Source organism: Curtobacterium sp. MCLR17_042 (assembly GCF_003234695.1).
Taxonomy (GTDB): Bacteria; Actinomycetota; Actinomycetes; order Actinomycetales; family Microbacteriaceae; genus Curtobacterium; species Curtobacterium flaccumfaciens.
Window position 1 is genome coordinate 115,176 of the sequence record NZ_QKTD01000009.1, and the last position, 25,759, is coordinate 140,934.

Here is a 25,759-nt window from a genome sequence, read left to right on the forward strand (position 1 = left end):
GTGCGGACTGCGCTCAGGCAGCGGCGAGCAGGTCGGCGACGGCCGTCTCGCGGAGCAGCTCCGCGCGGTCCGCAGCGGTCGAGCCCTCGTCGTCGACGGCGTCCCGGTCGACGTCGAGCGACAGCACGACCCGGACCGTGCCGAGGTCGCCGGAGTCGACGGCCGCGATCAGCAGCGTCGCGCCCCGTGACCCGCGCGCCCTGGTGTCCGCACCCGCGGTGGCGAGGGCACGCACGATCGCGGCGTGCCCACCCCACGCGGCGCGGACGATCGGGGTGTTGCCGTCGCCGTCACGGGCCTCCAGGTCGGCACCCGCTCCGACCAGCACGTCGACCGCCCGTCGCGCGTCACGGTCGATCGCCAGCGTCAGCGGCGTCCGCCCCTCGGTGTCCTCCAGCTGCAGGGTCGCGCCGCGGCGCAGGAGCTCCTCGAGCATCTCGGGGTGGTCGAACCACGCGGCGGCGTGCAGCGGGGCGAAGCCCCAGCGGGGGTCGACGTCGTCGACGTCGCTCGCGTCGTCGGCCAGGTGCAGTCCGCCGAGGTCGCCGTAGGCCGCTGCCCGCACCACCTCGGTCGTCCACTCGACCCAGCCGTCCGGCACCGGGCCGTGCCAGCCGCGTGCCGGGCGCGCCTCGAGGTCGGCGTACACGCTCTCGGCGACGCTCCGGATCGCCACCCGGACGCCCCGGAACCGGATCGCGACCTCGCCGACGGGGGAGATCAGCAGGCGGAGTTCCCAGGCGTCGTGCTCGTTCAGGTACTCGAGCTCGCCCCGGGCGACGTGCGCGTCACCGGCGAGCAGTGCTGCGGGATCGACACCCGGCGGGTCGATGACGGCGTCCCGGAGCCGGAGCGACACCCTGGCGTGGTTCCAGCGACGCCACAGGCCGCTCGGGGTGTCGAGGACCTCGTCGTTGCGCACCACGATGTCGGCGTGCACGACGACCGGGTCGGGCACACCGTGCCCCGGCAGGTCGACGGGGGTCGTCACGTCGTCCTCGTCGGCGTCCGGGTCGACGACCGCGTCGGCGGACTCCACGACCCAGCGTTCGATCCGCGAGTCGGTCCACTTGACGGTCAGGAGCGCGGCGATCGTGGGCGGGGCGTCCTCGAGCAACCGGGTCACGTGTTCGCGCTGGCCGTCGAAGTCCTCGAGGGAGACGTAGCCAACGGAGGGCCAGTTCACTCGACTCCATCGCACGGGACGACACTACCGGCGTCCGGCGGCAGGGCTGCGGTGCTATTGCATCGCACTCGCGATCATCACACTTGATATGTCGTACCGGTATATCGTATGGTGGTCCGGCAGCGGAGGTCCCGCCGCGCCTGATCCGGAAGCGCACCCATGACCCCCAGTCCCACTCTCCCGACGGCGTTCATCGCCCCGGCAGCAGTCGTGTCGCCCTCGGCGGCCGTCGCTCCCGGGGTCCGCATCTGGGACGACTCCCACGTCGAGGCACACGCGTCCGTGGGCAGCGAGACCCTCGTCGGCCGCGGCGTCACGATCGGCGCCGGCGTTCGCATCGGTGCGCGCTGCAAGATCCAGAACAGCGCCCTCGTCTACGGACCGGCGGTCGTCGGCGACGGAGTCTTCATCGGCCCAGGTGCCGTCCTCACCAACGACAACACGCCGCGGGCGATCAACCCGGACGGCTCCGTGCAGGACGCCGACGACTGGCGGCCCACGGCCGTCGTCGTCGAGCACGGCGCGTCGATCGGCGCCGGGGCGCTCTGCGTCGCCCCCATCCGCATCGGCCGGTGGGCGATGGTCGCGGCCGGCGCCGTCGTCGTCCACGACGTCCCGGACCACGCGCTCGTCGCCGGGGTCCCCGCCCGCCGCATCGGCTGGGTGAGCCGGACCGGCCGACGGCTGGCGCAGGTCGACGACCGCACGCTGGTCTGCACCGAGACCGGTGACCGCTTCCTCCACTCCGAGACCACCGACACGATCGAGGCGATCCGTTGACCACCACACTCGAACTCATCCCCGCGGCGAAGCCCCTCATCGGCCTCGAAGAACGCCGCGCCGTCGATGCCGTGCTCGAAGGCGGCGGGCTCGCACAGGGCCCCGAGGTCGCCGCGTTCGAGCACGAGTTCGGCGATGTCCTCGTCGACGGCGCCTCGGTCACCGCGGTCAACAGCGGCACCGCTGCACTGCACCTGGCGCTCGTCGCGCTCGGCATCGGTCCGGGTGACGAGGTCATCGTCCCCTCGTTCACCTTCGCGGCGACGGCGAACGCGGTCCGACTCGTCGGCGCCGAGCCGGTGTTCGTCGACATCGATCCCCTGACCTACTGCTTGGACCCGGCGGCTGTCCGGGCCGCGGTCACCCCGGCCACGCGGGCGATCATGCCGGTGCACCTCTACGGGCACCCGGCCGACATGACCGCGATCGCCCGGATCGCCGAGGAGCACGACCTGCTCGTCGTCGAGGACGCTGCGCAGGCGCACGGTGCCCGGTGGGCCGGCACGCGCGTCGGCAGCTCGTCCGACGCCGCGGCGTTCAGCCTCTACCCCACCAAGAACATGACCGCGGGCGAAGGGGGCATGGTCTCGACCCGCGACGCCGCGGTGGACCGGATGCTCCGGCTGCTCCGGAACCAGGGCATGGAGCAGCGCTACGCGAACGAGGTCATCGGCTTCAACGCGCGGATGACCGACATCCACGCCGCGATCGGGCGGGTGCAGCTCCGCAAGGTGCTCGGGTGGACCGCACAGCGCCAGGCGAACGCGGCCTACTTCAGCCGTGAACTCGACGGGGTGGTGACACCGACGACCGACCCCCGAGCCGAGCACGTCTTCCACCAGTACGTCGTGCGGGTGCCGTCCGACCGCGACGGCTTCGCGGCGGCGCTGCGCTCCGAGTTCGGCATCGGGACCGGGGTCTACTACCCGACGCCCGTCCACCGCCTCCCGTCGTTCGCACACGACCTCGACCTGCCCGAGACCGAGCGTGCCGCGTCCGAGGTCCTCGCGCTCCCCGTCTACCCGACCCTGACGCTCTCGCAGCTCGACCGCGTCGTCGAGGCCGTCAACACCCTCGCCGGGGCCGGACGATGAGCGGCGTGCTGCGGGCCGGGGTCATCGGCCTCGGGATGATGGGGCGGCACCACGCCCGGGTCCTGCGCTCGCTCGAGGGGGTCGAGCTCGTCGGCGTCGCCGATGCCCTCGGTGACCAGCACGACGTCGCCCAGGGCGTGCCGGTCGTCCGGTCCGTCGGTGAGCTCGTCGCACTCGGCGTCGACACCGCGGTCGTCGCGGTCCCCACGGCGCACCACGAAGCCGTCGGTCTGGAACTCGCCGCGGCGGGGGTGCACGCCCTGATCGAGAAGCCCGTCGCGGTCGACGGTCCGGCTGCCTCGCGCCTCGTGGCCGCCTTCGACCGCGCAGGACTCGTCGGCGCGGTGGGGCACATCGAGCGGTACAACCCGGCGTTGCAGGCACTGCGGCAGCGGCTCGACGCCGGCGAGCTGGGCGACGTCTACCAGATCGTCACGCGTCGACAGGGGCCCTTCCCCGCACGGATCGCGGACGTCGGTGTGGTGAAGGACCTCGCCACGCACGACATCGACTCGACGTCGTGGATCGCCCGGTCACCGTTCGTCCACGTCGGAGCGCTCGCGGGCACCAAGAGCGGGCGTCCCCACGAGGACCTCGTCACCGTCACCGGACGCCTGGCCGACGGCACCCTGACCTCGCACCTCGTGAACTGGCTCACCCCGTACAAGGAACGCCTGTTGATCGTCACCGGTGACCGCGGCACGTTCGTCGCCGACACCCTCACCGCCGACCTGACCTTCCACGCGAACGGCACCGTCCAGACCGAGTGGGACCAGGTCGCGGCGTTCCGGGGTGTGTCCGAGGGGGCCAGCACCCGGTTCGCCATCACCAAGCGCGAGCCGCTCCTGGTCGAGCACGAGGCGTTCCGCGACGCCGTGCTCGGGCGGCCGTCGGACATCGTCACCCTCCGCGACGGTCTCCGGACGGTGCTCGTCGCCGAGGCCGTCCTCGAGTCCTCGCGGATCCAGCAGACCGTGCAGCTCGGCACGGACGCCGAAGGAGCAGCAGCATGAACGTCGTCGTCGTCGGTCTCGGCAAGATCGGGCTCCCGCTCGCCGTCCAGTACGCACGGTCCGGTGCACACGTCACGGGCCTCGACGTCGCGAGCGGGGTGGTCGACGCCGTGAACGCTGCGACCGAGCCCTTCCCCGGCGAGCACGGGCTCGCCGACGGCCTGCGTGAGGTGGTCCCCGCAGGGATGCTCCGCGCGACCACGGACGCCGCGGCAGCGATCCCCGGCGCCGACGTCGTCGTGGTCGTCGTGCCGCTCTTCGTCGATGCCGACGGCATCCCCGACTTCGGCTGGATGGACGCCGCCACCGACACGATCGGCGACCACCTGCGACCCGGCACCCTGGTCGCGTACGAGACGACGCTGCCGGTCGGGACGACCCGTGGCCGCTGGGCACCCCGGCTCGAGGCCCGCTCCGGACTCGTCGAGGGGCAGGACTTCCACGTGGTGTTCTCGCCGGAGCGGGTCCTGACCGGCCGCGTGTTCGCCGACCTCCGGCGCTACCCGAAGCTCGTCGGTGGTCTCTCCGACCAGGGCTCGGCGCGCGGCCGGGCCTTCTACGAAGCGGTGCTGCAGTTCGACGAGCGCGACGACCTCGGTCGGCCGAACGGCGTCTGGGACCTCCGCACCGCCGAGGCCGCCGAGCTCGCGAAGCTCGCCGAGACCACCTACCGCGACGTCAACATCGCGCTGGCGAACGAGTTCGCCCGGTTCGCCGAACGGCAGTCCATCGACATCGCCGCGGTCATCGACGCCTGCAACTCGCAGCCGTACAGCCACATCCACCGCCCCGGGATCGCGGTCGGCGGTCACTGCATCCCGGTGTACCCGCGGCTGTACCTCTGGAACGACCCGGAGGCCACGGTCGTCCGTGCCGCTCGTGCCAGGAACGCCGCGATGCCGGCCCACGCGGTCGACCTCCTCGAGCGCCTGCACGGCGACCTGCGGGGCCAGCGCGTCGTCGTCCTCGGCGCGGCGTACCGCGGCGGGGTGAAGGAGACCGCCTTCTCCGGAGTGTTCGGCACGGTCGACGCACTCCGGGCGCACGGCGCGCTCGTGACGGTCTCCGACCCGCTCTACTCCGACGACGAACTCCGCCGTCTCGGCTTCGAGCCACACACCGACGGCGACCCGGTCGACGCCGCGGTCGTGCAGGCCGACCACGCCGAGTACGCGACGTGGGACGAGTCCCGGCTCCCCGGCGTCCGCACGGTCGTCGACGGCCGACGGGTCCTCGACGTCGAACGGTGGGCGTCCACCACGGTGACCGCGATCGGTGCTCCGCCCGTGGTCCCCGTGGCCTGACACCGTGCGGTCCTCGCCCCGTCGGCGCCTCCCGGCGATCGCGACGATCCTCGTGGGCACGGTCCTCGGACAGGGCCTGGTCGTGGCGATCTCACCGCTGCTGACCCGGCTCTACACCCCGGCGGACTTCGGCACGCTCGCGGTCGTCACGGCGGTCGCGAGCATCCTCGGAGCCGGAGCGACGCTCGGTACCGACCGCGCGCTGGTCGTCGCACACGACCGGGCGACGACCGACGCGCTGGTCACACTCGGTCTGCTCTCGACGCTGGTCGTCGGTGCAGGCACCGCCTGGGCTGCCTGGGGCCTCCGCGGTGACGCGGCACGGTGGTTCACCGCGCCGGCCCTCGAGGACCTGTGGTGGACCGTGCCCGTGACGGTCGTCGCGGTGGGGGCGCAACGGATCGCCTCGGCCGTGCTCGCGCGACGGCAGCAGCACCGGTCCATCGCTGTGCGCAACGCCTGCCAGGGCATCGGCCAGTCCGTCTGGAACCTGGCGATGGCCGCGGCCGGTCCGGTCGGGCTGGTGGGTGGCCTGGCGGTCGGCCGGATCGCGGCCGTGCTCGGGATGGTCCGGTTCCGGCGGGGCGACGGCGAGCGGATCACCCCTCGGGCGCTCTCGTCCGCCGCCCGTCACCACCGGCGGTTCCTCGTCATCACGCCGTGGTCCTCGATGCTGAACGTCGTCGGCCAGCAGGCGCCGGGCCTGCTCATCGCGGCCCTGCACGGCAGCGTCGCCGCAGGCTTCGTCGCCCTCACGATGCGGGTGCTCGGTGCGCCCGTCGGCATGGTGGCCGACGCGACCGCGCAGTACGCCGCCGGGGCGTTCGGACTCCGCATCCGCTCCGGTGATCCCGTGCGCCGGCTCGTCCTGCGGCTCGTCGTGCGTCTCGCCACCGCGGGTGCGGTCGCGGTACTCGTCGTCGTGCTGCTCGGACCCGCCGTGTTCTCGACCGTGTTCGGTGCGGAGTGGGCCGTCTCCGGCACCTACGCCCAGGTCCTCGTCCCGGCGTTCGCGGTCCAGGTCGCCGCATCGCCGGTCACGCAGGTGCTGTCGATGCTGCAGCGGCAGGGCGCACAGCTGACGTGGGACGCATCGCGTCTCGTGGTGTGCGCCGCCGCGGTGCTCGTGCCGTCGGTGCTCGGGGCCCCCATGCCGGTCGTGCTCGTCGCGCTCGCCTCGGCGATGACCGTCTCCTACGCGGCGGTCCTGCTGCTCGTGGTGCGAGCGACCCGCCGTCACGACGACCATCTGCTCGACGGATCGTACTGAACGGACGAGCGTACCGGAATGCAACATGTATATAACTCGCGCGGGAGCCGCGGCGCCCCGTAGTTTCGCTGCATGGCCCCTCGACCCCGCCCGTTCGACATCGTCCACGTCTCGAGCGCCCACCCGTGGACCGACAACCGAGTGCACCTCCGCGCTGCGGCGAGCGCAGCGCGTGCCGGGTACCGCACGGCGTTGGTCGCCGTCGCTGCCGCCGGTGCCGGCGCTGATCCGGACTGGCACCTGCCCGATCCCGACACGGGTGTGTACGTCCGACGCATCCCGGCTCGGCGTCGCGGGCGACGGGTCCTGGTGTCCTCGGTACAGGTCATCGGGGCGGCACTCTCGTCACGGGCGCCGATCGTGCACCTGCACGACCCCGAACTGTTGTGGGCGCTCCCGCTCCTGCGTGTGCTGCACCGGACGGTGGTGTACGACGCCCATGAAGACCTGCCGGAGCAGGTGCGGGGGAAGGAATACCTCGGCCCCGTCACCCGCCGTGGCAGCACGGTGGCGGCGCACGCGGCAGTGGCCCTGGCACGCCGGTCACGCACCGTGGTGGCCGCGACGCCGACCATCGCGCGCCGCTTCCGCGCCGACCGGACCGTCCTGGTCCGGAACGTCCCACGGCTCCGTGCCCAGGACACCGACGCCCCGCCGGCCGCTGCTCGTGGTCAGGTGGCTGTCTACCTCGGGTCGATGAGCCGCGACCGGGGGATCGACGTCCTGACCGGCGTCGCGGCCTCGCCCGGACTCCCGGATGGCTGGCGTGTGGTCACCGCCGGTCCGATCGACTCGGCGGTCGACCGCGGAGCGTTCGACGCACTGGTCGACACCGGGCACATCGATCACCGGGGCGTCCTGGCACCGCACGCGGCCCGCGACCTGTTGGTGACCGCCCGCGTCGGGCTCCTCCCGCTCCTGCCGACGCCGGCCTACGCGGCGTCGATCCCCACGAAGCTCTTCGAGTACCTGGCGGCGGGACTGGCGGTCGTCGCCACCGACGTCCCGCTCTGGCGGGAGCTGCTCGACGGCGCCGACTGCGCGACGTGGGTCCCACCGGGCGACCCGGAAGCCGTCGTGGCAGCACTCCGCCAGTACGACAGCGACCCTGACCTGCTGCGACGGCACGCCGAAGCCGGCCGCGCCCTCGTGCTCGAACGCTTCCGGTGGGACCACGAAGAGCACGTCCTGCTCGACCTGTACCGCTCGCTGTCCGGCGCCTCGCCGATGCCGGAAGCCGTCGGGCGGTGACGCCGCTCGGGACACCCCGGGCGGTCGTGAGCCGACGGGGTGCGCTGTTCGGCGCGGCCGGAGCGATCCCCGCAGCACTGCTCGCCACCGACACCCGGGCGGCCGCCGCGTCCGGCCGCTCGAGTCCCGCTCCAGCTGACACGGCACAGACGGTGACCGACACCGGGGTCGCCCGCTTGCAGGACGCCGTCGCGGCCACCGACGCGGGTGCCGTGCTCGTCGTGACCCGGCACTGGGTGCTGTCCGAACCGCTGCGCATCGACCGCGCGGTGACGATCCGGTTCGTCGGCGGATCGCTCTCCACCACGCTCGACATCGACATGGTCGTCGTCGCCGCGTCGGACGTCATCATCATCGACGCGGTCCTCCGGGGTTCCGGGTCGGACCACTCCGGGCTCGGTCGGGGTGTCCACGTCGTCGGCACCGTCACCCGGCCGTTCCGCGACGTCCGGATCCTCGGCGCCGACATCCGCGACTTCTCCCACGACGGTGTCCTGCTCGACCACTGCGCGGCGTTCACCGTCGAGGACTGCGTCATCGCCGACGTCGGCTACGCCGGGGTGCTCATGTTCTCCTGCACCGACGGCACGGTGCGCGGCAACCGCATCGCCCGGGTGACCCAGCCTGCGCCGTACGTGAACTCGTACGGCATCGAGGCCGTCCGCGCGACCACCACCGGACTCCTCGGCGCACCACGTTCGGCCCGGATCGTCATCGCGGACAACCACGTCTCCGACGTCCCCGCGTGGGAAGGCATCGACACCCACGGCGGGCAGTCCATCGCGATCCTCCGCAACCTCGTCGAGAACTGCCGGGTGGGGATCGCCGTCGTCCCCTCGAAGGACGAGTCGGACGCCGGCGCCACGAAGTACGCGCCCCTCGACTGCTCGGTCATCGACAACGTCGTCCGCCGCACGACGTCCGGCCCCGGGTCCGGCATCGTCATCCGCGGCGCGGGCGAGACCGTCGGTGACCCCGCCGAACGGGCGAACGGCATCGTCCTCCGCAACACCGTGTCGGGGTACGGGGACGGCGACCGCGACGGGGCCGTGCTCGTCTACCTGACGCGGCACCTGATCGTCGCGCACAACCACTGCCCGGGTGGAGTCCGTCGCGGGCTCTCCCTGTACCACTCGAACGACGGCATCACCCTCGTCGGCAACCGGATCGCGGGGCTGCGGCGCCAGGGCACGGCGACGTCGGTCGCGATCGACGTCCGCGCCACCGAGAACCGCGGGCACCTGGTGGGCAACCGGTACGAGGGCAGCGTCGAGAGCGGTGCCGTCTACGGGGTGCTGTGCCGCCAGACGGCCAACGACCTGGTGCTCGTGGACAACGACTGGGCCGCTGCGACGACGGCGGTCGTGGCCGGTGCCGGCGCGGTGCTCCGGGTCCGAGAGCGCTGAGCTGCCCGACGGCCGGGCACCTTCCGCCGGCCGGTCCGGCCAGCGGTCCGCGCACGTGCTGCAGCATCGCGGCGCCCAGCACCCTGCACCGGTGCCGCTGCCTGCGTCAGCGCGGGTGCGGGTGCTCCGCCCACGAGTGCCGAGCGGCGGCCGGCCCGGGATCGTGCTCGCAGCCGATCGTCGCCCGGAACGGTGGGCCGTCGTCTGGGCGAGGCGCGCTCCCAGCCACTGCGCGGGGCGATCAGCAGGATCAGCGTCCCCATCAGCAGCCCGTGCGAGAGCATCGCCGTGAAGATGGACGTGTTGGACAGCATGATGCTCGGCATCACCACCGCCATCGCCGCGACCCGCATCGGGAGCCCCCGGCTCGCGCCGTCGAGGAACCGCAGCCAGACGAACAGCGCAGCCGCCGCGACGAAGATCCCGATCCACCCCAGGTTCGCGAACCCGTCGGCGAACAGGTTGGCGTTCGCGTAGCCCACCGACCCGGGCACCAGGTAGTCGGAGATCCGTTTCGGCGGCGGCAGATCGTACGGGTACTCGATCCAGGGGCTGAGGAACGAGTACCCGTACCGGGCGACGGGGTTGTCGGAGAAGTAGTCGACGTACACCGAGGACAGCAGCCCCGGCGTCAGCATGAAGCGGCGGGTGAACACCGACGTCCAGGTGATGCCGCCCTGCACCTCGTCGGCGACCGCGGAGACGATCATGATCGCGAGGGGCGCACCGAGGAAGGCGAGCGAACGCGCCGGCTTCGCGCCCCGGAACAGCACCGCCATCCCGAGGACGGCGATGAACGAGAACAGGACCGCCTTGAACCCGGTGCTCGAGTACAGCAGGAACTGCCCGGCCAGGGCGAGGACCACCAGGGACGGGCGGCGACGGAAGATGCCGCGCGCGAGGACCAGCGGGTTGATCACGTACGCCTGACCGGTCAACAGGTACCCGAGGGCACCGCCGGTCCCGACGTCGGCCGAGTAGTCGGCACGCACCTCGTAGATGTCGTCGAGTGCCAGGAACCGGATGTGGATGCCGACCGTCGCCGCCATCAGGCCGTACGTGACGAGGGAGTAGAGGCCGCACACCAGCCAGGTGAGCGTGCCACGGTCGATCCGCCGCGCGCCGATGACCAGCACGTCGTCCGCCGCCTCGACCCGGGCTGCCGGAGCAGTCGCGCCGCTCGGCGTGGCCAGGCTGACCAGTGCGAACGCCGTCCCGACCGCGGCACTCAGCGCGATCGCCGTGGCGGTGGACACGTACCCGGTCGAGATGCTCATGATCATCGTCGGGCTGACGCACACCACGAAGATCGTCCAGAGCACGACGTGCGACGGCGGGACGAGCACCCGGGGGAGCGTCAGCGCCACCCCGGTCGTCAGCACGATGACGACGAGCAGCGCCTGCCAGGGCGCGGGGACGTAGCCGTACCCCAGGTACGAGAAGATCGGTGCGACGAGGTTCGCCGAGATCCAGTTCATCGTGAGGCCGAGGAGCGCGACCGCGACGAACACGCCCGTCACCCGTCCGACCGGACGTGCGAGCTCGGCCCGGTCGATCGTCGCCCGCGTCACCGGGTGGCCGTCGGCGTCGGTCGCGCTGCTCGGACGCCGGGCAGGAGTTCGTCGTACATCTCGACCAGCCGCTCGGCCTCCGGCGCCCAGGTGAACCGCGCGGCAGCCCGTCGGGCCTCGGCGCCGTGCCGCTCGAGGAGCGCGGGGTCGTCCGCGTACCGGCGGATCGCCTCGGCGATGGCCGCGGGGTCGTCAGCGGGGACGAAGGTCACGCACTCGACCCCGCGCAACAGGTGCCGCCACAGGGGGATGTCGGTGGCGATGACGGCGAGTCCGGCCGCGAGGTACTCGAACAGCTTCGTCGGGAAGATCTGGTCGGTGACGGGCGTCCGACGGAAGGGGACCACGCCGATCCGGGCGCGGAGGAGCAGGTCGCGCGCCTCCATGGGACCGACGACGCCGCCGTGCACAGCACGGCCGGTGGCCTCGGCGGCACGCAACCGCTCCGTCGACGTCGCCCGGTCGATCGAGCCGACCATCTCGACCCGCCATCCTGCCGGGAACGACGGTTCCTCGACGACGGACGCGAGCACGTCGATGCCACGGTCGTGACTCAGGACGCCGACGTGCGCGACCAGGGTGGGCCGCGCCTCCAGGCCGACCTGGGCGTCGTCTTCCGGACGCGCGAAGGGGAAGTTGTGGATCGCGATCCTGCGCGGTGCCGGGAACCGGCGTCCGGTCCACTCGGTCGCGGTGACCACCCGGTTCGCCGTCCCGGCCACGCGGAGCAGCCCGTGCGAGAGCCACGCGAACACGGCACGCTGCCGGTGGGTCAGGTAGTCCTTGCCCCAGACCTGGTCGGGCAGGTCCTCGTGCGCGTCGTAGACGACGGTGCGGCCGGCCAACCGGAGCACCGGGATGGTCCAGATGAGCTCGGGATCGTGCAGGTGCACCACCCGGGCACGTGACCGCAGGGCGAGGGTGAGCGCCTGCGTCGTCGACACGACCATGCGCCGGACACGCGCACGCCGTGGGATCCGCACCACCTCGACGGCCGTGGGTGGGGCGCCGAGGTCGGACTCGACCGCGATGAGGCGGACGCGGTAACCGGCGTCGGCGGCTGCCGCGGCCTCCCGCAGGTGGACGCGGTTGTCGACCCAAGGGTGGGCGCTGGAGACGTGGACGATGTCGGGGAGCATGCTCGGGTTTCCTCGGACGGGACGGGACGGGACAGGGGAAGGTCAGGCGGCGACGGTGTCGTCGAGGACGCCGGCCAGGACGCCGGCCAGCCGGCGGTAGTCGTGCTCGCGCACGACGTGGTCGCGGCCGCGGGCACCCATGGCCTCGCGTTCGGCGGCGGGCATCGCCGCGAGCGTGAGGATGCCCTCGGCGATCGCCTCGGGGTCGTCCGGCCGGACGTGCAGTCCGCTGGCCGAAGCGGCCACCGGTTCGAGCGTGACGGGTGCTCCGACGAGCAACGGGCGGCCGAACAGCATGTACTCGTACTGCTTGTTCATCGAGACACCGTGTCGGTAGAGCGGCAGGTCGTGCATGTTGACGACCAGGCAGTCCGCTCGGCGTCCGATGCGGCGGGCGTCGTCCTGCGGCACCCGTCCGTCCCAGGTCACGTCCACGCCGGCCTGGAGGCGCGACGCACGTTCCCGGAGCGCACTGACGTCCGATCCGTCCCCGACCATGCGGAGCACCAGACGCGGGCCGCCGCTCGCGGCGGCCCGGCGGGCGGCGAGGTCGAAGCCGTCGAGGACGGCTTCGAGCGCGTTCGCCGGCCCCATCGAGCCGATGTAGGTGACCGTGAAGCGGTCGTCAGCGGTCTCGGGCGCGGGCGCGAGTGCGGTGTCGGGCTCGTCCGCGGGTTCTTCGGGTGCGTCGGGTTCACCGGGCTCGCCGGGTTCGACGGCTTGCTCGTCGAGCGCGACACCGTTCGGGACCCAGGTGAAGGGCGTGGGCTGACCGCGGTCGGCGTAGTACCGGCCGACGCCTTCGAGCGGGGAGACGATGTGCGCTGCCCGACGGACGATGGTCCGTTCCAGCCGTCGGAGCAGCCGGACCACCGCGTGCCGTTCGGTCATGCCCGCCAGCCCGAGGGCTGACTCCGGCCAGAGGTCGCGCGGCTCGAAGACGAACGGCACGCCCATCCGTCGAGCGAGCACCGAGGCGCCCCACGCGGCCAGGGGATGGAAGGACCCACCGATCACCACGTCCGGTCGGGGGAGCCCTCGGAGCGAGCCCGGCTGGAGCAGCAGCGCGGTGAACAGGCCGATGTCGGCGATGCGACGGATCGCCCGGCGGGCGCCCGCACCACGGTGGTCGACTCCGCGGAGCCAGCAGAACTCGTACCCGTCGCCGGTCCAGCGCTCGCGCAGCGTCGTCCCGTGCAAGTGGGAGCGGCCGGAGGGATGGTCCGTGCCGGCGGCGATGACCACCGTGCGCCACCCGTGCTCGGTCAGGCCCGCGGCGAGGTGCTGGTGCCGGGTCGCGCGGCCGTCCCGCTCGCGGTGGTGCGCGTAGTGGTTGACGATCCAGACGGTCCTCACCGTGATCCACCCGTCATCGCTGCGGTCCCCTCGAAGACGTCGGAACTGACGTGGCCCGGCGCGGCGATGCCCTCGCGTCGGAGCACGACGACGACCGTGCGGAGCAGGATGCGGAGGTCGAGGCCGAGGGTCACGGTGTCGACGTACTCGACGTCCGACCGGAGCCGCTCGGGCCACGGGAGGGCGTTGCGGCCACGGACCTGGGCGAGACCGGTCAGACCGGGCAGGACGTCGTGTCGGCGGGACTCCTCGGCGGTGTAGAGGTCGAGGTACCGGCAGAGGGTCGGGCGGGGGCCGACGAAGCTCATGTCACCCCGCAGGATGTTCCAGAGGCTGGGGAGCTCGTCCAGGCTCGTCGACCGCAGGAACGAACCGAACGGCGTGAGACGGTCGCTGTCGCTGACGAGTCCGGCCGCGGGGTCCGGCTCGAGCATCGTGCGGAACTTCAGGATGGTGAACGTCTTGCCGTGGAGCCCAGGGCGGGGCTGCCGGAACAGCACGGGACGACCGAGCCGAGCCGCGACCAGGACGGCGACGACGGCGAGCACCGGAGCGAGTGCGACGAGCGCGAGGGAGGCGCCGACGATGTCGGAGCAGCGCTTGGCGCGGAGCGTGCGCGTGCGGCGGGGGGACTGCATGGGTCGTGTCCTTGTCATCGGTCAGAAGGGCGAGCGCTCTTGTACTCGGAGCGGTAGTAGGCACTCCGGGACGCCTTGTGCTTGGTCTTGGTGAGGACGATGCCGGCGACCTGCTGGCCGACGCGCGCCAGTGCCTCGATCGCGAGTCGGACGTCGGAACGCTTCGTCTGGTTGGCGGCGGTGACCAGCAGAGTGGTCGACACGAGCGTGCTGACGAGTGCCGAGTCGGTGACCGCGAGGACCGGCGGTGTGTCGACCAGGACGACGTCGTAGCTGGAGGCCAACTCGGCGAGGACCCGTGCCATCGCCTCGGAACCGATGAGTTCGCTGGGGTTCGGGGGGATCGTGCCGGCGGGCAGGACCGAGAGGCCGTCGAGGCCCCAGTCCTGCAGGACGTCGTCGAGCTCGACGCGGCCGACGAGCAGGTCGGTGAGCCCGACGGCGCCTTCGAGGCTCATCACGGCGGCGACGTTCGGGCGACGGAGGTCGGCATCGATGATGACGGTCCGCATGCCGCTCTTGCTCAGGGCGATCGCGAGGTTCGCGGTGGTGGTCGTCTTGCCCTCGGACGGCCTGGCGCTGGTCACGGCGATGGTCGGTGCGCCGCTGGTCCGGAGGAACTGGATGTTCGTGCGGAGGCTGCGGAAGGCCTCGGACCGCGCCGAGTTCACCTCGTCCCGGATGATCAGTGGGTGCCGGGCAGCGTCGGGGTCGAACGCGATGTCGCCGACCACGGGGACGTCCCCGTCCAGGTCCTCGCTGGAGCGGACGCGCGTGTCGACCGCAGCGCGGAGCAGCGCGAGTGCCGCGCCCGCTGCGAGCCCGCCGAGCAGACCGAGTGCGAGGTCGGCGGCCTTCCGCGGGGCGATGGGACTCAGCGGTCGGGACGCGGGCGTGACCTCTTCAAGCCTGACGGAGGGCGCTTGGTCGGCGCCGGCGGGCTCGATCTCCTGCACGACCGTGGCGAGGCTCTTGCCGATCTGCTCGGCGATCGTGGCCGCTGCCTTGGCGGACCCGTCCTGCACGGCGATCTTGATGATCACGGTGCCGGCGTCGACCGAGGTGGTGACCTGGGAGGCGAGTGCCGCGGGGGTGGTGTCGAGGTCGAGTTCGTCGATGACGCCCTGCAGCACGCGGGGAGAGGTCGCGAGTTGCATGTACGACTTGATCTTCTGCTGCGCGGCGGTCGACCCCTGTGCGATCTCGCCCGCGGTCGCCGAGGTGTCGCCGGCGACCGAGACGTAGTACGAGGTCGACGCCTCGTAGGTGGGAGGGGTGACGCTCGTGACGACGAGGGATGCACCGGCTCCGAGGAGCGTTGCACCGGCGATGATCCACCAGCCCGAGAGGAGGGCGCGGATGACGGCGAGGTAGTTCAAGAGGAGCCTCCGGTCGGGTTGCTGGACCAGTGTAAAACATCACATCTGAAAGAACAATACGGCGCGCAGAAGGGGACGGGAAGACTTGCTCCCGTCCCCTTCTCGGTGCCGTCGGCGGTCGGACTCAGCCCGCTGCGGTGATGGTGTTCCCCTTGCCCTGGTCGTCGACCTTGGGCGCCTCGCCCTTGTAGGTGAGCGTGTTGTTCGACCCGCTGAAGAAGACCTTCTTCGTCGAGGAGACCGAGATCGTGGCGTTGCTCGCCTCGACCGTGATGGTGCCGATCGTGCCGAGGTCGTAGGTGCGGTCCGAGCTGATGAGGTTCGCCGCTGCGCAGTCGTCGGTCGTGATCGTCTTGTCCGAGTCCTCGTCCTCGTCCCAGAGCTGCACGGCCCCGTCGATGCACTCGTTGTAGGTGGTCTGCGCCGCCTTCGTGGTGCTCGAGGCGGTCGGGGTGGGGTCCTTCGTGTCGGACGAGCTGCACGCCGTGACGCCGAGCGCGGCGACGAGGGCGATGGATGCTGCGGCGAGACCGCGGCGGATCGTGGTGTTCATCGGGTTTCCTCTCCGAGGAGTTCGTTCGGCGGTGACGCCGTGCGGAAGAAGGGGAGGCCCCTCCCGTCGCGCGGACGGGAGGGGCCAGGGTGCTACTTGGTGTCGGCCGGCAGGGTGAAGTGCTCGCTGAGCTCCGTCTTGCCGTTCTTGGTCTGCTCGAGAGCGAAGCGGAACTCGGTCGCGCCGCGGGAGACCGCGCGGTCGAAGGTCCAGTTGCCCTGGGCGTCGACCTCGAACGTGCCGGGGACGATCTGCGTGCCGGTGATGTTGAGCACGCGGTAGCTCGCGCCGGGCTCACCGGTGCCGGTGAAGGTGTTCACGGCACCCGGGGTCACCGACCGGTTGGCCACGGTCACCTGGGCGAAGTCCGCGGCGTTGATCGTGAACAGCTCGGACTTCTCGGTCTGGCCGTTCTTGCTCTGCTCGATCACGAAGCGGAAGTTCGACGCACCGTTCGAGACGACACGGTCGAAGGTCCAGTTGCCCTGGGCGTCGACCTCGTGGGTACCGGGGACGATCTGCGTGCCCGAGATGTTCAGGACACGGAACGTCGCACCGGGCTCACCGGTTCCGGTGAAGGTGTTCGAGCGGCCCGGGGTGACGCGCTCCGGCGTGGTGACGGTCACCGGGGCGAGTGCCGCGGCGTTGATCGTGAACAGCTCGGACTTCTCGGTCTGGCCGTTCTTCGTCTGCTCGATGACGAACCGGAAGTTCGACGCACCGTTGGAGACGACGCGGTTGAACGACCAGTTGCCCTGCGCGTCGACCTCGAACGTCCCGGGGACGATCTGGGTGCCGGAGACGTTGAGCACGCGGAACGTGGCGCCGGGCTCGGCCGTGCCGGTGAAGGTGTTCGTCAGGCCCGGACGGACGGCGGCCGGCGTGGTGACGGTCACCGGTGCGAGGGCGGACGCGTTCACCGTGAACAGCTCGGACTTCGCGACCTGGCCGTTCTTGGTCTGCTCGATCACGAAGCGGAAGTTCGACGCACCGTTGGAGACGACGCGGTCGAAGCTCCAGCGGCCGTCGGCGCCGACCTCGAAGGTCCCGGGGACGATCTGGGTGCCGGAGACGTTGAGCACGCGGAACGTGGCGCCGGGCTCGGCCGTGCCGGTGAAGGTGTTCGAGCGGCCCGGGGTGACCGAGGTCGGACCCGACAGCGTGATCGGGGCCAGCTCCGTGCGGCCCTCGACCGTCGCGGTGACGGTCTTGCGGTCGATCTCGCGGTCGTTGATCTTCTGGATGACGACGAGGGCGTTGTCGCCGACCTCGAGGTCGCCGACCGTGATGGACCAGGCGCCGGTGGTGGCGTCGGCCTTGGCCGTCTCGTCACCGATCGAGATGTCGGCACCGGGGGTGGCCGTGCCGGACACGACGGCGGAGCGGGCGTCGTTGTCGACCGACTCGACCTCGGCGGTCAGGTCCACGACCGAGGTGCCGATGGTGGTGGACGTCGAGCCCTGGGCGCGGAAGTCGTTCGTGCTGCTCGTTCCGCTGAAGTCGAACTCCATGGCGCTCGGAGTTTCGGGCGCATCCGCCGCAGCGGTGACGTCGATCATGAAGCGGTACTGCTGGTCCGCGGGCCGCTCGCTGGTCCAGTCCGCGTCGAACGTCAGCGTCGTGTTGTCGTTCGACAGGCGGCCGTTGGTGAGCGGGATGGACGTGGAAGCGTTCCACGCGGTGTTGCCGACGCGACGCCACGAGCCCTGGACAGTGTCCTGCTCGGAGAAGGTCGCACCGTCCGGAGCGGTCAGCACCACGGTGCCCTTGGTGTTCGTGCGGGAGACGCGGTTCTCGACGACGAACGGGACCTGGGTGGCCTCGCCGCGCTCGAGTTCGACGGGGCCCTGGTCGACGCCGAAGAGGCCGCCGCCCTCGACGATCGTGACCGAGACGTTCTGGCGGTCGATCTCCGTGGTGCCGCGCTTCTGGATGGCCACGAGCGAGTTCGCGCCGTTCGCGAGGCCGTTGACCGTCATGGTCCACTTGCCGTCCGCGTTCACGTTGACGGTCTTGGAGCCGATCGTCACGGTCTGGTTCGGGGTCGCCGTTCCGGAGATGACCGCCGACTTGTTGATGTTGCTCGTGCTCGAAACGTTGGCGACCAGCGGCTTGTTGATCGATGCGACGATCTCGTCGTAGGTTGCGAGCGTTGTGCCGCTGCCGTAACCGAGTGCATAACCGAACTGGGTTCGGTAGACCATGAGCCCCAGGTTTTTGCTCATGGTGAATTGACTCGGAGCGGCGCAGGACCCCCAACCCGCGTAGTTGAGGCCCGGGGACACCAGACACTGCCCTCGAGAGTTCTTGATCGGTCCGCGTGTCCCGGGAGCGGGAAATTCCACCCGAGCTGCCCGGCTGCGAGCCTCATCCAATGAACTGCGAAGGTAAACAATTGCCCCAGCTGGGCTGCCCTTCTCATTCGTCTCGGTGGCGGCTCCGTAGTAGTCACCGGATTTCAAAATCAACTGGCCACTCACGCGTTCGTCGGTCGTCGTCGACATTTCAGGAGCGGCAGCGCCAGTGGCGGTTGCGGGAGCGGCGCCGAAGGACAGGCCGCTGACGATGGTGGCTGCGGCCAGCCCGGCCGCACCCATGGACTTGAGGGCGAAGGAAGCCCTCTTCTTGTGAGACATGTGCATCTTTCAGGACAGGCCGCGGACAGCGGCTGTGCGGGAAGGGACACGCCCGTCGAGGTACTCCAACGGCGCATGTACATCCAGAATATCATGTGAAATACCAACATACGAACGTGCTAGTGCCGTAAGGCTGCGCCTGGGAGTTGAGTGGGATTGGCGCAGGTTTGTAACGCCTGAAGTTGACTCCAGCCGACTCAGGAGTAGAGTTGAGCCCATCGGACGCAAGTCCAACGACTTACCCCCAAGCAAGAGGAGCAACACATGGGACGTGCAGTAGGCATCGACCTCGGAACCACCAACTCCGTCGTCTCCGTACTCGAAGGTGGCGAGCCCACCGTCATCGCAAACGCCGAGGGCATGCGCACGACGCCGTCGATCGTGGCGTTCACGAAGGACGGCGAGGTCCTGGTCGGCGAGACCGCCAAGCGTCAGGCCGTGACGAACGTCGACCGCACCATCGCGTCGGTCAAGCGGCACGTCGGCACCGACTGGACCACCGAGATCGACGGCAAGAAGTACACGCCGCAGGAGATCTCGGCTCGCACCCTCGGCAAGCTCAAGCGCGACGCCGAGCAGTACCTCGGCGAAGACGTCACGGACGCGGTCATCACCGTGCCGGCGTACTTCAACGACGCCGAGCGCCAGGCCACGAAGGACGCCGGTGAGATCGCTGGCCTCAACGTCCTCCGCATCATCAACGAGCCGACCGCGGCCGCCCTGGCCTACGGCCTCGACAAGGGCAAGGAAGACGAGCTCATCCTGGTCTTCGACCTCGGTGGCGGCACGTTCGACGTCTCCCTGCTCGAGGTGGGCAAGGACGACGACTTCTCGACGATCCAGGTCCGCGCGACCTCCGGTGACAACCGCCTCGGTGGTGACGACTGGGACCAGCGCATCGTCGACTACCTCGTCAAGAAGTTCAAGGACGAGCACGGCGTCGACCTGTCCACGGACAAGATCGCCAAGCAGCGTCTGAAGGAAGCGGCTGAGCAGGCCAAGAAGGAGCTGTCGTCGCAGATGTCGGCGAACATCCAGCTCCCGTACCTGACGCTCACCGCCGAGGGCCCGCTGAACCTGGACGAGACCATCTCGCGCGCACAGTTCGAGCAGATGACCTCCGACCTGCTCGACCGCACCAAGAAGCCGTTCAACGACGTCATCAAGGAAGCCGGTGTCTCGGTCAACGACATCGCGCACGTGGTGCTCGTCGGCGGCTCGACCCGCATGCCCGCCGTGGCCGAGGTCGTCAAGTCGCTGACCGGTGGCAAGTCCCCGAACCAGGGCGTCAACCCGGACGAGGTCGTCGCCGTCGGCGCCGCACTGCAGGCCGGTGTGCTGAAGGGCGAGCGCAAGGACGTCCTGCTCATCGACGTCACGCCGCTGTCGCTCGGCATCGAGACCAAGGGCGGCCTGATGACGAAGCTCATCGACCGCAACACCGCGATCCCGACCAAGCGGAGCGAGACCTTCACGACCGCTGACGACAACCAGCCGTCGGTCGCCATCCAGGTCTTCCAGGGCGAGCGCGAGTTCACCCGCGACAACAAGCCGCTCGGCACCTTCGAGCTCACCGGCATCGCACCGGCTCCCCGTGGCGTCCCGCAGGTCGAGGTCACCTTCGACATCGACGCCAACGGCATCGTGCACGTGTCCGCCAAGGACAAGGGCACCGGCAAGGAGCAGTCGATGGTCATCTCAGGCGGTTCTTCGCTGCCGAAGGAGGACATCGAGCGCATGGTCCGCGAAGCCGAGGAGCACGCCGCCGAGGACAAGGCCCGTCGCGAGGCCAACGAGCGTCGCAACCAGGCCGAGCAGCTCGTCTACTCGATCGAGAAGCTCATCAAGGAGAACGACGAGAAGCTCCCCGCGGACGTCAAGTCCGAGGTGCAGGCCGACGTCGACGCGCTCAAGTCCGCACTCGCGGGCGAGGACGACGACGCCGTGAAGTCCGCCTTCGACAAGCTCAACGAGTCGCAGGGCAAGCTCGGCCAGGCCATCTACAGCCAGCAGGACGCAGCAGCCGGCACCGCCGGTGGCGAGCAGCCCGCGGGTGAGCAGCCGGCCGACGACGAGGACATCGTCGACGCCGAGGTCGTGGACGACGAGGACGACAAGGACAAGAAGTAACGATGACGGATCCCAAGGACAACGCGCCCCACGAGGACGAGCCCCAGGTCGAGGGCGACGCCACGAACGCGGCCGATCCCGAGGACCTCATCGAGGCGGAGGGGCCCGACGTCGAAGTACCGACGGACGGCCCCGCAGCCGGGGGACCGGCGGCCGATGCAGCGAACGACCTCTCCCCGGAGGACGAAGCGCTGCTCGCCGACGCCGCCCGCGGCATCGCCGAGGACAAGCTGAGCACCGAGGACCGCGACCTCGTCGCCGAGATGCGTGCGGACATGCTCCGAGCGCAGGCCGAGCTGGTGAACTTCCGGAAGCGCGTCGAGCGTGACCGTGAGGCCAACCGCGAGGTCGCCATCGCCGAAGTGGTGCGGGCCCTGCTGCCAGCGCTCGACGACCTCACCCGGGCCGAGGCCCACGGTGACCTCGCCGAGGGCCCGATGCAGGTCATCGGCCAGAAGATCCGCGGGGGCTTCGAGAAGTTCAAGCTCGTGCAGATCGGCGAGAAGGGCGAGGCGTTCGACCCGAACATCCACGAGGCGATCGTCCAGCTCCCCACCCCTGGTGCCACCGGACAGACCGTCGCGGACGTCGTCGAGCCGGGCTACAAGCTCGGTGAGCGGGTCCTCCGCGCGGCCAAGGTCGCGGTGGCGGTCCCGGCCTGAGCCGGGTCCCCACGGTGACGACAGAAGAAGGCAGGTGATCCATGGCCAGTCAGGATTGGTTCGACAAGGACTTCTACAAGGTCCTCGGCGTGTCCAAGGACGCCTCCGACGCCGAGCTGAAGAAGACGTACCGGAAGCTCGCGCGGCAGTTCCACCCGGACTCCAACCCGGGTGACGCTGCCGCCGAGAACCGCTTCAAGGAGATCAGCGAGGCGTACTCGGTGCTCTCCGACAAGGAGCAGCGCCAGGAGTACGACCAGGTCCGCGCCATGGGCTCCGGCGCTCGCTTCACGGCGGGCGGCGGGGGCCAGGGCGGGTTCGAGGACGTCTTCGGCGGGATGTTCGGACAGCAGGGTGGTGGCGGACAGCGCGTCCGCTTCGGCCAGGGTGGCCCGGGCGGTGCCGGCGGTTTCGAGGACATCCTCGGCGGGATGTTCGGCGGGGGCGGTGGCTTCGGCCAGACCTCCGGCGGCTACCGCGGCTTCGGCGGGCCGACGAAGGGCCGCGACGTCACGGCATCGACGACCCTCGACTTCACCACGGCGATCGCCGGTGACACCGTCAAGCTGTCGCAGGGCAACGGGCGCCCGGTGAACGTCCGCATCCCCGCGGGCGTCGCCGACGGTCAGAAGATCCGTCTGCGCGGCCGCGGCGAACCCTCGCCCGACGGCGGAGAGGCCGGTGACCTCGTAGTCGCCGTGTCGGTGCGGAAGCACCCGGTGTTCGAGCGCGACGGGCTCAACCTGCGCGTGGACGTCCCCGTGACGTTCACCGAGGCAGCGCTCGGCGCGACGATCGAGGTCCCGACGCTCGGCGGTTCGCCCGTGAAGCTCAAGGTCGCCCCCGGCACGCCGTCGGGTCGCGTCCTGCGCGTCAAGGGCCGCGGCGTCACGACGAAGAACGGCACGGGCGACCTGCTCGCGACCGTCCAGGTCGCGGTGCCGTCGCACCTGTCGGACAAGCAGCGCGAGGCCGTCGAGGCACTCGCGGCTGCGCTGCCCGACGAGAACCCCCGCGAGGACCTCCTCGCCAAGGCGCGCGACTAGCGTCGCGCACGCAATGCAGTAGACCCGGCCTGGAGGAACGGCGCGGCTTCCTGACGGACGCTCGCTGAGCCTCCAGGCTGGTTTTCACCCAACGCGGACGACGGAAAGGAACGCGCCATGACCGACATGGACGAGAACTCGCCCGTCTTCGCGATCGCGGTCGCTGCGGAGCTCGCCGAGATGCACCCGCAGACGCTGCGGCAGTACGACCGGCTCGGCCTGGTCGTGCCGGGTCGCACCCGAGGTGGGTCGCGGCGGTACTCGATGCGTGATGTCGTGCAGTTGCGCGAGATCGCGCGCCTCGGCTCCGAGGGGGTGTCGCTGGAGGGCATCCGGCGGGTGCTCGACCTGGAGAACGAGAACAAGGCGCTGCGCGACCGGGTGCGCGAACTCGAGTCGGCGTTGGCCGACCAGCTCATCAACCGGCCGGGCGCGCGGGTCTTCGCCGCCACCGCGAGTGGTGCGGCGATCTCGCTCAAGGCGGGGTCGCGGCCGCAGCGGAACACACAGATCGTCCTGTACCGCGGGCCGCGCTGACGCGGGTGCTCGTGCCGACGACAGACAGCGGACGCCTCCTGCTCGGAGGCGTCCGCTGTCGGTTCGTGGGGGTTCTCAGCGGGCGGGTGCGACGCCGACCGGGTACTCGAAACCGGTGACGGCCCGGGCCGTGATCGTGTTCGCGTTGCCGAAGTACTCGAGTGCGCGAGCGGGAGTCCCGGTGACCCGCAGGGCTCCCGACTCCGTTCGAGTCCACAGGGTGCGCGCGGCGTCGCACGAGTTCGAGACGATGGTCCACCCGTTGCCGTTCGGACCGAAAGCCTGCAGGCACTTCCCGTTCTCGAACGTCACCTGACCCGTTTCGCCGACCGCGGGAGCGGTGACCGTCGCCGCGCGCGATGCGGCGCCCTCGAACGAGGTGAGGATGCCTGCGGACGCGACCACGGCGCCGTCCGGTCGGAGGTCGAACGGCATGTAGACGTCGGCCTGCCGTTCCACCACGAGCGGGATGCGTTCGGTGGCGTCGGGTGCGTCGTCGGTGGCAGCGTGAGCCGCCGTGGGGACCAGGGTGATCGCTGCGATGGCTGCGAGGGTGATGGACAGGGCCCGGAGGGGCCGGGCGTGCTGGAGCTTGTTCATCCCGCCAGCATATGCGTATCAATGTGAAATACGAAAAGGGCGCCCGGACAGAGCCAAGGCGCCCCTCTGTCAACCGGCGGTCACCGGGTGTTCGCGAAGATCTCCGCCAGCGTCGTCTCGTAGGTCGTCCCCGAGATCGACACCTCGAACTTGAACTGGAACTTCGTGGCGCCGCTGGAGACGACCCGCTCGAAGCTCCAGTTGCCCTCGGGGTCGACCGTGACGGTGCCGGGCACGATCTGTGTGCCCGATGCGTTGAGCACGACCATCGTCGCCCCGGCCGGCCCGGTGCCCTCGAACGTGTTCAGGACGCCGGGGTCGACGGCGCGCGTGGTGATCTCGACCGGCGCGAAGCCCTCGTTGGCAGCGATCGTGAAGAGCTCGGACGGCTCCGGTCCCTGTTCGCCCTTCGTCTGTTCGATGACGAACCGCAAGCTCTCGGCGCCGTTCGACACCACCCGGTCGAAGGACCAGTTGCCCTCGTCGTCGACCTGGCGCGTGCCGGGTACGAGCTCCGCGCCCGAGACGTTCAGGACGCGGTAGCTCGCGCCGGGTTCGCCGGTCCCGGAGATCCGGTTCGACACCCCGGGCGTGACGGTCTCCGGGCCGGTCAGTCGTACCTGCGTCAGACGGCCGGTCTCGCCGGGGTTGACCGTGACCTGCGCAGTGGTGGTGTTGTCGCCCTTCGAGCCCTGGACCACGCGCAGGACGTGCTCGGCTCGGTCCAGCGAGTTCGTGTCGACGAACCAGCGGCCGCTGGGCAGGACCCCCTCGGCGCTGCGGCCGACCGTGCGCTCGCCGTCGGCGGTCACCTCGACCACCTCGATGGTGGACCCCGGTTCGCCACTGCCCGACATCGAGACCGAACCGCCAGCGTGGGCGGCGCCCTCGGCCGGGGTGGCGATGCTCACCGCGGCGCCGTAGTCGACCTCGCGGGTCACCTCGTTCGCGGTGTCGCGGATGCCGTCGACGAACTGTGCGGCAGTGATCCGGAGGACACCACCGGCATCGGGTGCGGGGATCGTCGTCTCCCACGCTCCGTTCGGACCTGCCGTGACCGTGTCGCCGAGCTGGTTCCCCGCGGCGTCGTAGAGGCGGACCGCGGCCTCGGGCTGCGCGCTCCCACTGGCCGTCACCGGATCGGACAGGGCGTCGGCGAAGGTCGTCTCGAACGTGAGCGGTGCCACCGTCAGCGTGATCTCGAGCTCGGCGGTGCCGGTGCGTTCGGTGCCCTCGTACTGCTCGAGCTCGAGGGTGCTGGTGCCGAGGGGCAGGTTCGTGACGCGGGCCGTCCAGCGACCGTCGGGCCCGACGACCTGCGGGTTCCGCCCGTCGATGAGCACCGTCGCATCGGGTGTGCCCGTGCCGGAGACCTGGGCGCTCCGCGTCGTGACGTCGGTGGAGTCCACTCGTGCGGTGAACGACGGCGTGAAGTCCTCGGTGTTCGGCAGTCGGTCGGCGACGTTCTGGGACTGCAGGCGCATCACCCGGTCGGTGTTGAACAGGCCGAGGAACCCGCGGTTGTAGGTCGACTGCAGGCCGGTGCCGATCGGGTTGTTCGAGCCGGTGTTCGCCGCGGTGCGGAACTGCTGCTTGGCGTCACCGTCGACGCACGTCTCGAGGGTGACGGGCGAGTAGCTCGTGATCGAGGCCGTGGCGGCGGTGAGGCACAGGTCGGGGTCCGACAACGGTCGCACGGTGGTGACCGCTCCGGGCTGCGGGATGGACCACCGCACGGCGGCCGCGCGGGCGGCCGCCAGCGTGGTGGCGCGGTTCGCCGGGATCTCTGCGCCGGCCGCGGCCGCCGAGGGGGCGCTGTACCGCGGGGTGGACGGGTCACCGGCGAACGCCGAGGTCTCGGTGACGAGCGGGCCGACCAGGGTCAGCTCCGACTCGTCGAGCTCGGCCGCGGCGGCCGGGGACAGCCCGGCGGTCGCAGCGATCGTCAGGACCGTCATGCCGGTTGCCGTGCGCGCGGTGGTCCTGCGGGAGTGTCTCGTCATCGATGTCTCTCTCTCGTCTCTGAGGGCGGACGGTCGGTGCCGTCCGTGTCCGGTCGACCCGGCTGGAACGCAACATATCAGCACCCTTGAAGCCATCGACCATGCGGCAATGCGAGATACAGAATGGCCCTCGTATGGTGGAATACCAGGACGTGGACGGTGTGATCGCGGCGCCGTACGGTTGCGCCGACACGGCGGGGCGATC

At 70.7% G+C, this 25,759-nt stretch carries 20 protein-coding genes; 11 read left to right on the plus strand and 9 right to left on the minus strand.

Features of this window, described 5'->3' with window-relative positions:
• Positions 1–13: 13 nt before the first annotated feature.
• On the minus strand, positions 14–1,201 hold the full coding sequence (locus tag DEJ02_RS10765) for an ankyrin repeat domain-containing protein (protein WP_146249265.1): 1,188 nt from the start codon (positions 1,199–1,201) through the stop codon (positions 14–16).
• Positions 1,202–1,345: 144 nt separating this feature from the next.
• On the opposite strand from DEJ02_RS10765, the gene DEJ02_RS10770 reads away from it, so the two are divergent.
• The 7 genes from DEJ02_RS10770 (at position 1,346) to DEJ02_RS10800 (ending at position 9,304) form a co-directional block, all read left to right on the plus strand.
• The gene (locus tag DEJ02_RS10770) at positions 1,346–1,966 is read left to right on the plus strand and encodes an acyltransferase (protein ID WP_111033063.1); all 621 of its coding nucleotides are present in this window, start codon (positions 1,346–1,348) and stop codon (positions 1,964–1,966) included.
• On the plus strand, positions 1,963–3,060 hold the full coding sequence (locus tag DEJ02_RS10775) for a DegT/DnrJ/EryC1/StrS aminotransferase family protein (RefSeq protein ID WP_111033064.1): 1,098 nt from the start codon (positions 1,963–1,965) through the stop codon (positions 3,058–3,060). Before DEJ02_RS10770 ends, DEJ02_RS10775 begins: the two co-directional genes overlap by 4 nt.
• Positions 3,057–4,073, plus strand: coding sequence for a Gfo/Idh/MocA family protein (locus DEJ02_RS10780; protein WP_111033065.1), 1,017 nt, complete (start codon positions 3,057–3,059; stop codon positions 4,071–4,073). Before DEJ02_RS10775 ends, DEJ02_RS10780 begins: the two co-directional genes overlap by 4 nt.
• Entirely contained in the window at positions 4,070–5,377 is a 1,308-nt protein-coding gene (locus DEJ02_RS10785) for a nucleotide sugar dehydrogenase (RefSeq protein ID WP_111033066.1), read from the plus strand. The genes DEJ02_RS10780 and DEJ02_RS10785 overlap by 4 nt, the downstream gene beginning before the upstream one ends.
• Positions 5,378–5,381: 4 nt before the next feature.
• The gene (locus DEJ02_RS10790) at positions 5,382–6,647 is read left to right on the plus strand and encodes a lipopolysaccharide biosynthesis protein (RefSeq protein WP_181440326.1); all 1,266 of its coding nucleotides are present in this window, start codon (positions 5,382–5,384) and stop codon (positions 6,645–6,647) included.
• Between the two features lie 72 nt (positions 6,648–6,719).
• Positions 6,720–7,898, plus strand: coding sequence for a glycosyltransferase (locus DEJ02_RS10795; protein WP_111033068.1), 1,179 nt, complete (start codon positions 6,720–6,722; stop codon positions 7,896–7,898).
• A 26-nt stretch (positions 7,899–7,924) separates the two neighbouring features.
• Positions 7,925–9,304, plus strand: a complete 1,380-nt coding sequence (locus DEJ02_RS10800) for a right-handed parallel beta-helix repeat-containing protein (RefSeq protein WP_146249266.1) — start codon at positions 7,925–7,927, stop codon at positions 9,302–9,304.
• A 1,567-nt stretch (positions 9,305–10,871) separates the two neighbouring features.
• Here DEJ02_RS10800 and DEJ02_RS10805 read toward each other — a convergent pair.
• The 6 genes from DEJ02_RS10805 to DEJ02_RS10830 form a co-directional block, all read right to left on the minus strand.
• Positions 10,872–12,014 (minus strand): glycosyltransferase, encoded by a 1,143-nt coding sequence (locus DEJ02_RS10805; protein WP_111033070.1) that lies wholly within the window; start codon positions 12,012–12,014, stop codon positions 10,872–10,874.
• A 42-nt stretch (positions 12,015–12,056) separates the two neighbouring features.
• A complete protein-coding gene (locus DEJ02_RS10810) occupies positions 12,057–13,370 on the minus strand; it encodes a glycosyltransferase family 4 protein (RefSeq protein WP_181440327.1) in 1,314 nt (437 codons plus the stop codon).
• Positions 13,367–14,008: a sugar transferase gene (locus tag DEJ02_RS10815; RefSeq protein WP_111033072.1), complete on the minus strand. Its 642-nt coding sequence runs from the start codon at positions 14,006–14,008 to the stop codon at positions 13,367–13,369. The genes DEJ02_RS10810 and DEJ02_RS10815 overlap by 4 nt, the downstream gene beginning before the upstream one ends.
• Before the next feature lie 14 nt (positions 14,009–14,022).
• Positions 14,023–15,387, minus strand: a complete 1,365-nt coding sequence (locus DEJ02_RS10820; RefSeq protein WP_111033073.1) for a polysaccharide biosynthesis tyrosine autokinase — start codon at positions 15,385–15,387, stop codon at positions 14,023–14,025.
• A gap of 124 nt (positions 15,388–15,511) precedes the next feature.
• Positions 15,512–15,940 carry a DUF3060 domain-containing protein gene (locus tag DEJ02_RS10825; protein ID WP_111033074.1) on the minus strand — a complete coding sequence of 143 codons (429 nt, stop codon included), beginning with the start codon at positions 15,938–15,940 and terminating at the stop codon, positions 15,512–15,514.
• Positions 15,941–16,032: 92 nt separating this feature from the next.
• Positions 16,033–18,165 (minus strand): hypothetical protein, encoded by a 2,133-nt coding sequence (locus tag DEJ02_RS10830; RefSeq protein WP_146249267.1) that lies wholly within the window; start codon positions 18,163–18,165, stop codon positions 16,033–16,035.
• 675 nt (positions 18,166–18,840) lie between these two features.
• Here DEJ02_RS10830 and dnaK point away from each other — a divergent pair.
• The 4 genes from dnaK to DEJ02_RS10850 all read left to right on the plus strand — a co-directional run bounded on the left by dnaK (position 18,841) and on the right by DEJ02_RS10850 (position 22,951).
• A complete protein-coding gene (gene dnaK / locus DEJ02_RS10835) occupies positions 18,841–20,706 on the plus strand; it encodes a molecular chaperone DnaK (protein WP_071246129.1) in 1,866 nt (621 codons plus the stop codon).
• A 2-nt stretch (positions 20,707–20,708) separates the two neighbouring features.
• Entirely contained in the window at positions 20,709–21,368 is a 660-nt protein-coding gene (locus tag DEJ02_RS10840; protein WP_111033076.1) for a nucleotide exchange factor GrpE, read from the plus strand.
• A gap of 41 nt (positions 21,369–21,409) precedes the next feature.
• A complete protein-coding gene (locus tag DEJ02_RS10845) occupies positions 21,410–22,414 on the plus strand; it encodes a DnaJ C-terminal domain-containing protein (protein WP_017886377.1) in 1,005 nt (334 codons plus the stop codon).
• A 126-nt stretch (positions 22,415–22,540) separates the two neighbouring features.
• Positions 22,541–22,951 carry a heat shock protein transcriptional repressor HspR gene (locus DEJ02_RS10850; protein ID WP_027464889.1) on the plus strand — a complete coding sequence of 137 codons (411 nt, stop codon included), beginning with the start codon at positions 22,541–22,543 and terminating at the stop codon, positions 22,949–22,951.
• 75 nt (positions 22,952–23,026) lie between these two features.
• On the opposite strand, the gene DEJ02_RS10855 is transcribed toward DEJ02_RS10850, so the two are convergent.
• Both DEJ02_RS10855 and DEJ02_RS10860 read right to left on the minus strand, forming a co-directional pair.
• Positions 23,027–23,551 carry a hypothetical protein gene (locus DEJ02_RS10855; protein WP_111033077.1) on the minus strand — a complete coding sequence of 175 codons (525 nt, stop codon included), beginning with the start codon at positions 23,549–23,551 and terminating at the stop codon, positions 23,027–23,029.
• Between the two features lie 80 nt (positions 23,552–23,631).
• A complete protein-coding gene (locus tag DEJ02_RS10860) occupies positions 23,632–25,509 on the minus strand; it encodes a hypothetical protein (protein ID WP_111033078.1) in 1,878 nt (625 codons plus the stop codon).
• Positions 25,510–25,759: the final 250 nt, after the last annotated feature.

Coding starts and splice junctions, on each gene's coding strand:
- DEJ02_RS10770 (WP_111033063.1), top strand. CDS start 1,346: ATGACCCCCAGTCCCACTCTCCCGACGGCGTTCATCGCCCCGGCAGCA.
- DEJ02_RS10780 (WP_111033065.1), top strand. CDS start 3,057: ATGAGCGGCGTGCTGCGGGCCGGGGTCATCGGCCTCGGGATGATGGGG.
- DEJ02_RS10785 (WP_111033066.1), top strand. CDS start 4,070: ATGAACGTCGTCGTCGTCGGTCTCGGCAAGATCGGGCTCCCGCTCGCC.
- DEJ02_RS10795 (WP_111033068.1), top strand. CDS start 6,720: ATGGCCCCTCGACCCCGCCCGTTCGACATCGTCCACGTCTCGAGCGCC.
- DEJ02_RS10805 (WP_111033070.1), bottom strand. CDS start 12,014: ATGCTCCCCGACATCGTCCACGTCTCCAGCGCCCACCCTTGGGTCGAC.
- DEJ02_RS10815 (WP_111033072.1), bottom strand. CDS start 14,008: ATGCAGTCCCCCCGCCGCACGCGCACGCTCCGCGCCAAGCGCTGCTCC.
- DEJ02_RS10825 (WP_111033074.1), bottom strand. CDS start 15,940: ATGAACACCACGATCCGCCGCGGTCTCGCCGCAGCATCCATCGCCCTC.
- DEJ02_RS10830 (WP_146249267.1), bottom strand. CDS start 18,165: ATGAGCAAAAACCTGGGGCTCATGGTCTACCGAACCCAGTTCGGTTAT.
- dnaK (WP_071246129.1), top strand. CDS start 18,841: ATGGGACGTGCAGTAGGCATCGACCTCGGAACCACCAACTCCGTCGTC.
- DEJ02_RS10840 (WP_111033076.1), top strand. CDS start 20,709: ATGACGGATCCCAAGGACAACGCGCCCCACGAGGACGAGCCCCAGGTC.
- DEJ02_RS10845 (WP_017886377.1), top strand. CDS start 21,410: ATGGCCAGTCAGGATTGGTTCGACAAGGACTTCTACAAGGTCCTCGGC.
- DEJ02_RS10850 (WP_027464889.1), top strand. CDS start 22,541: ATGGACGAGAACTCGCCCGTCTTCGCGATCGCGGTCGCTGCGGAGCTC.
- DEJ02_RS10855 (WP_111033077.1), bottom strand. CDS start 23,551: ATGAACAAGCTCCAGCACGCCCGGCCCCTCCGGGCCCTGTCCATCACC.
- DEJ02_RS10860 (WP_111033078.1), bottom strand. CDS start 25,509: ATGACGGTCCTGACGATCGCTGCGACCGCCGGGCTGTCCCCGGCCGCC.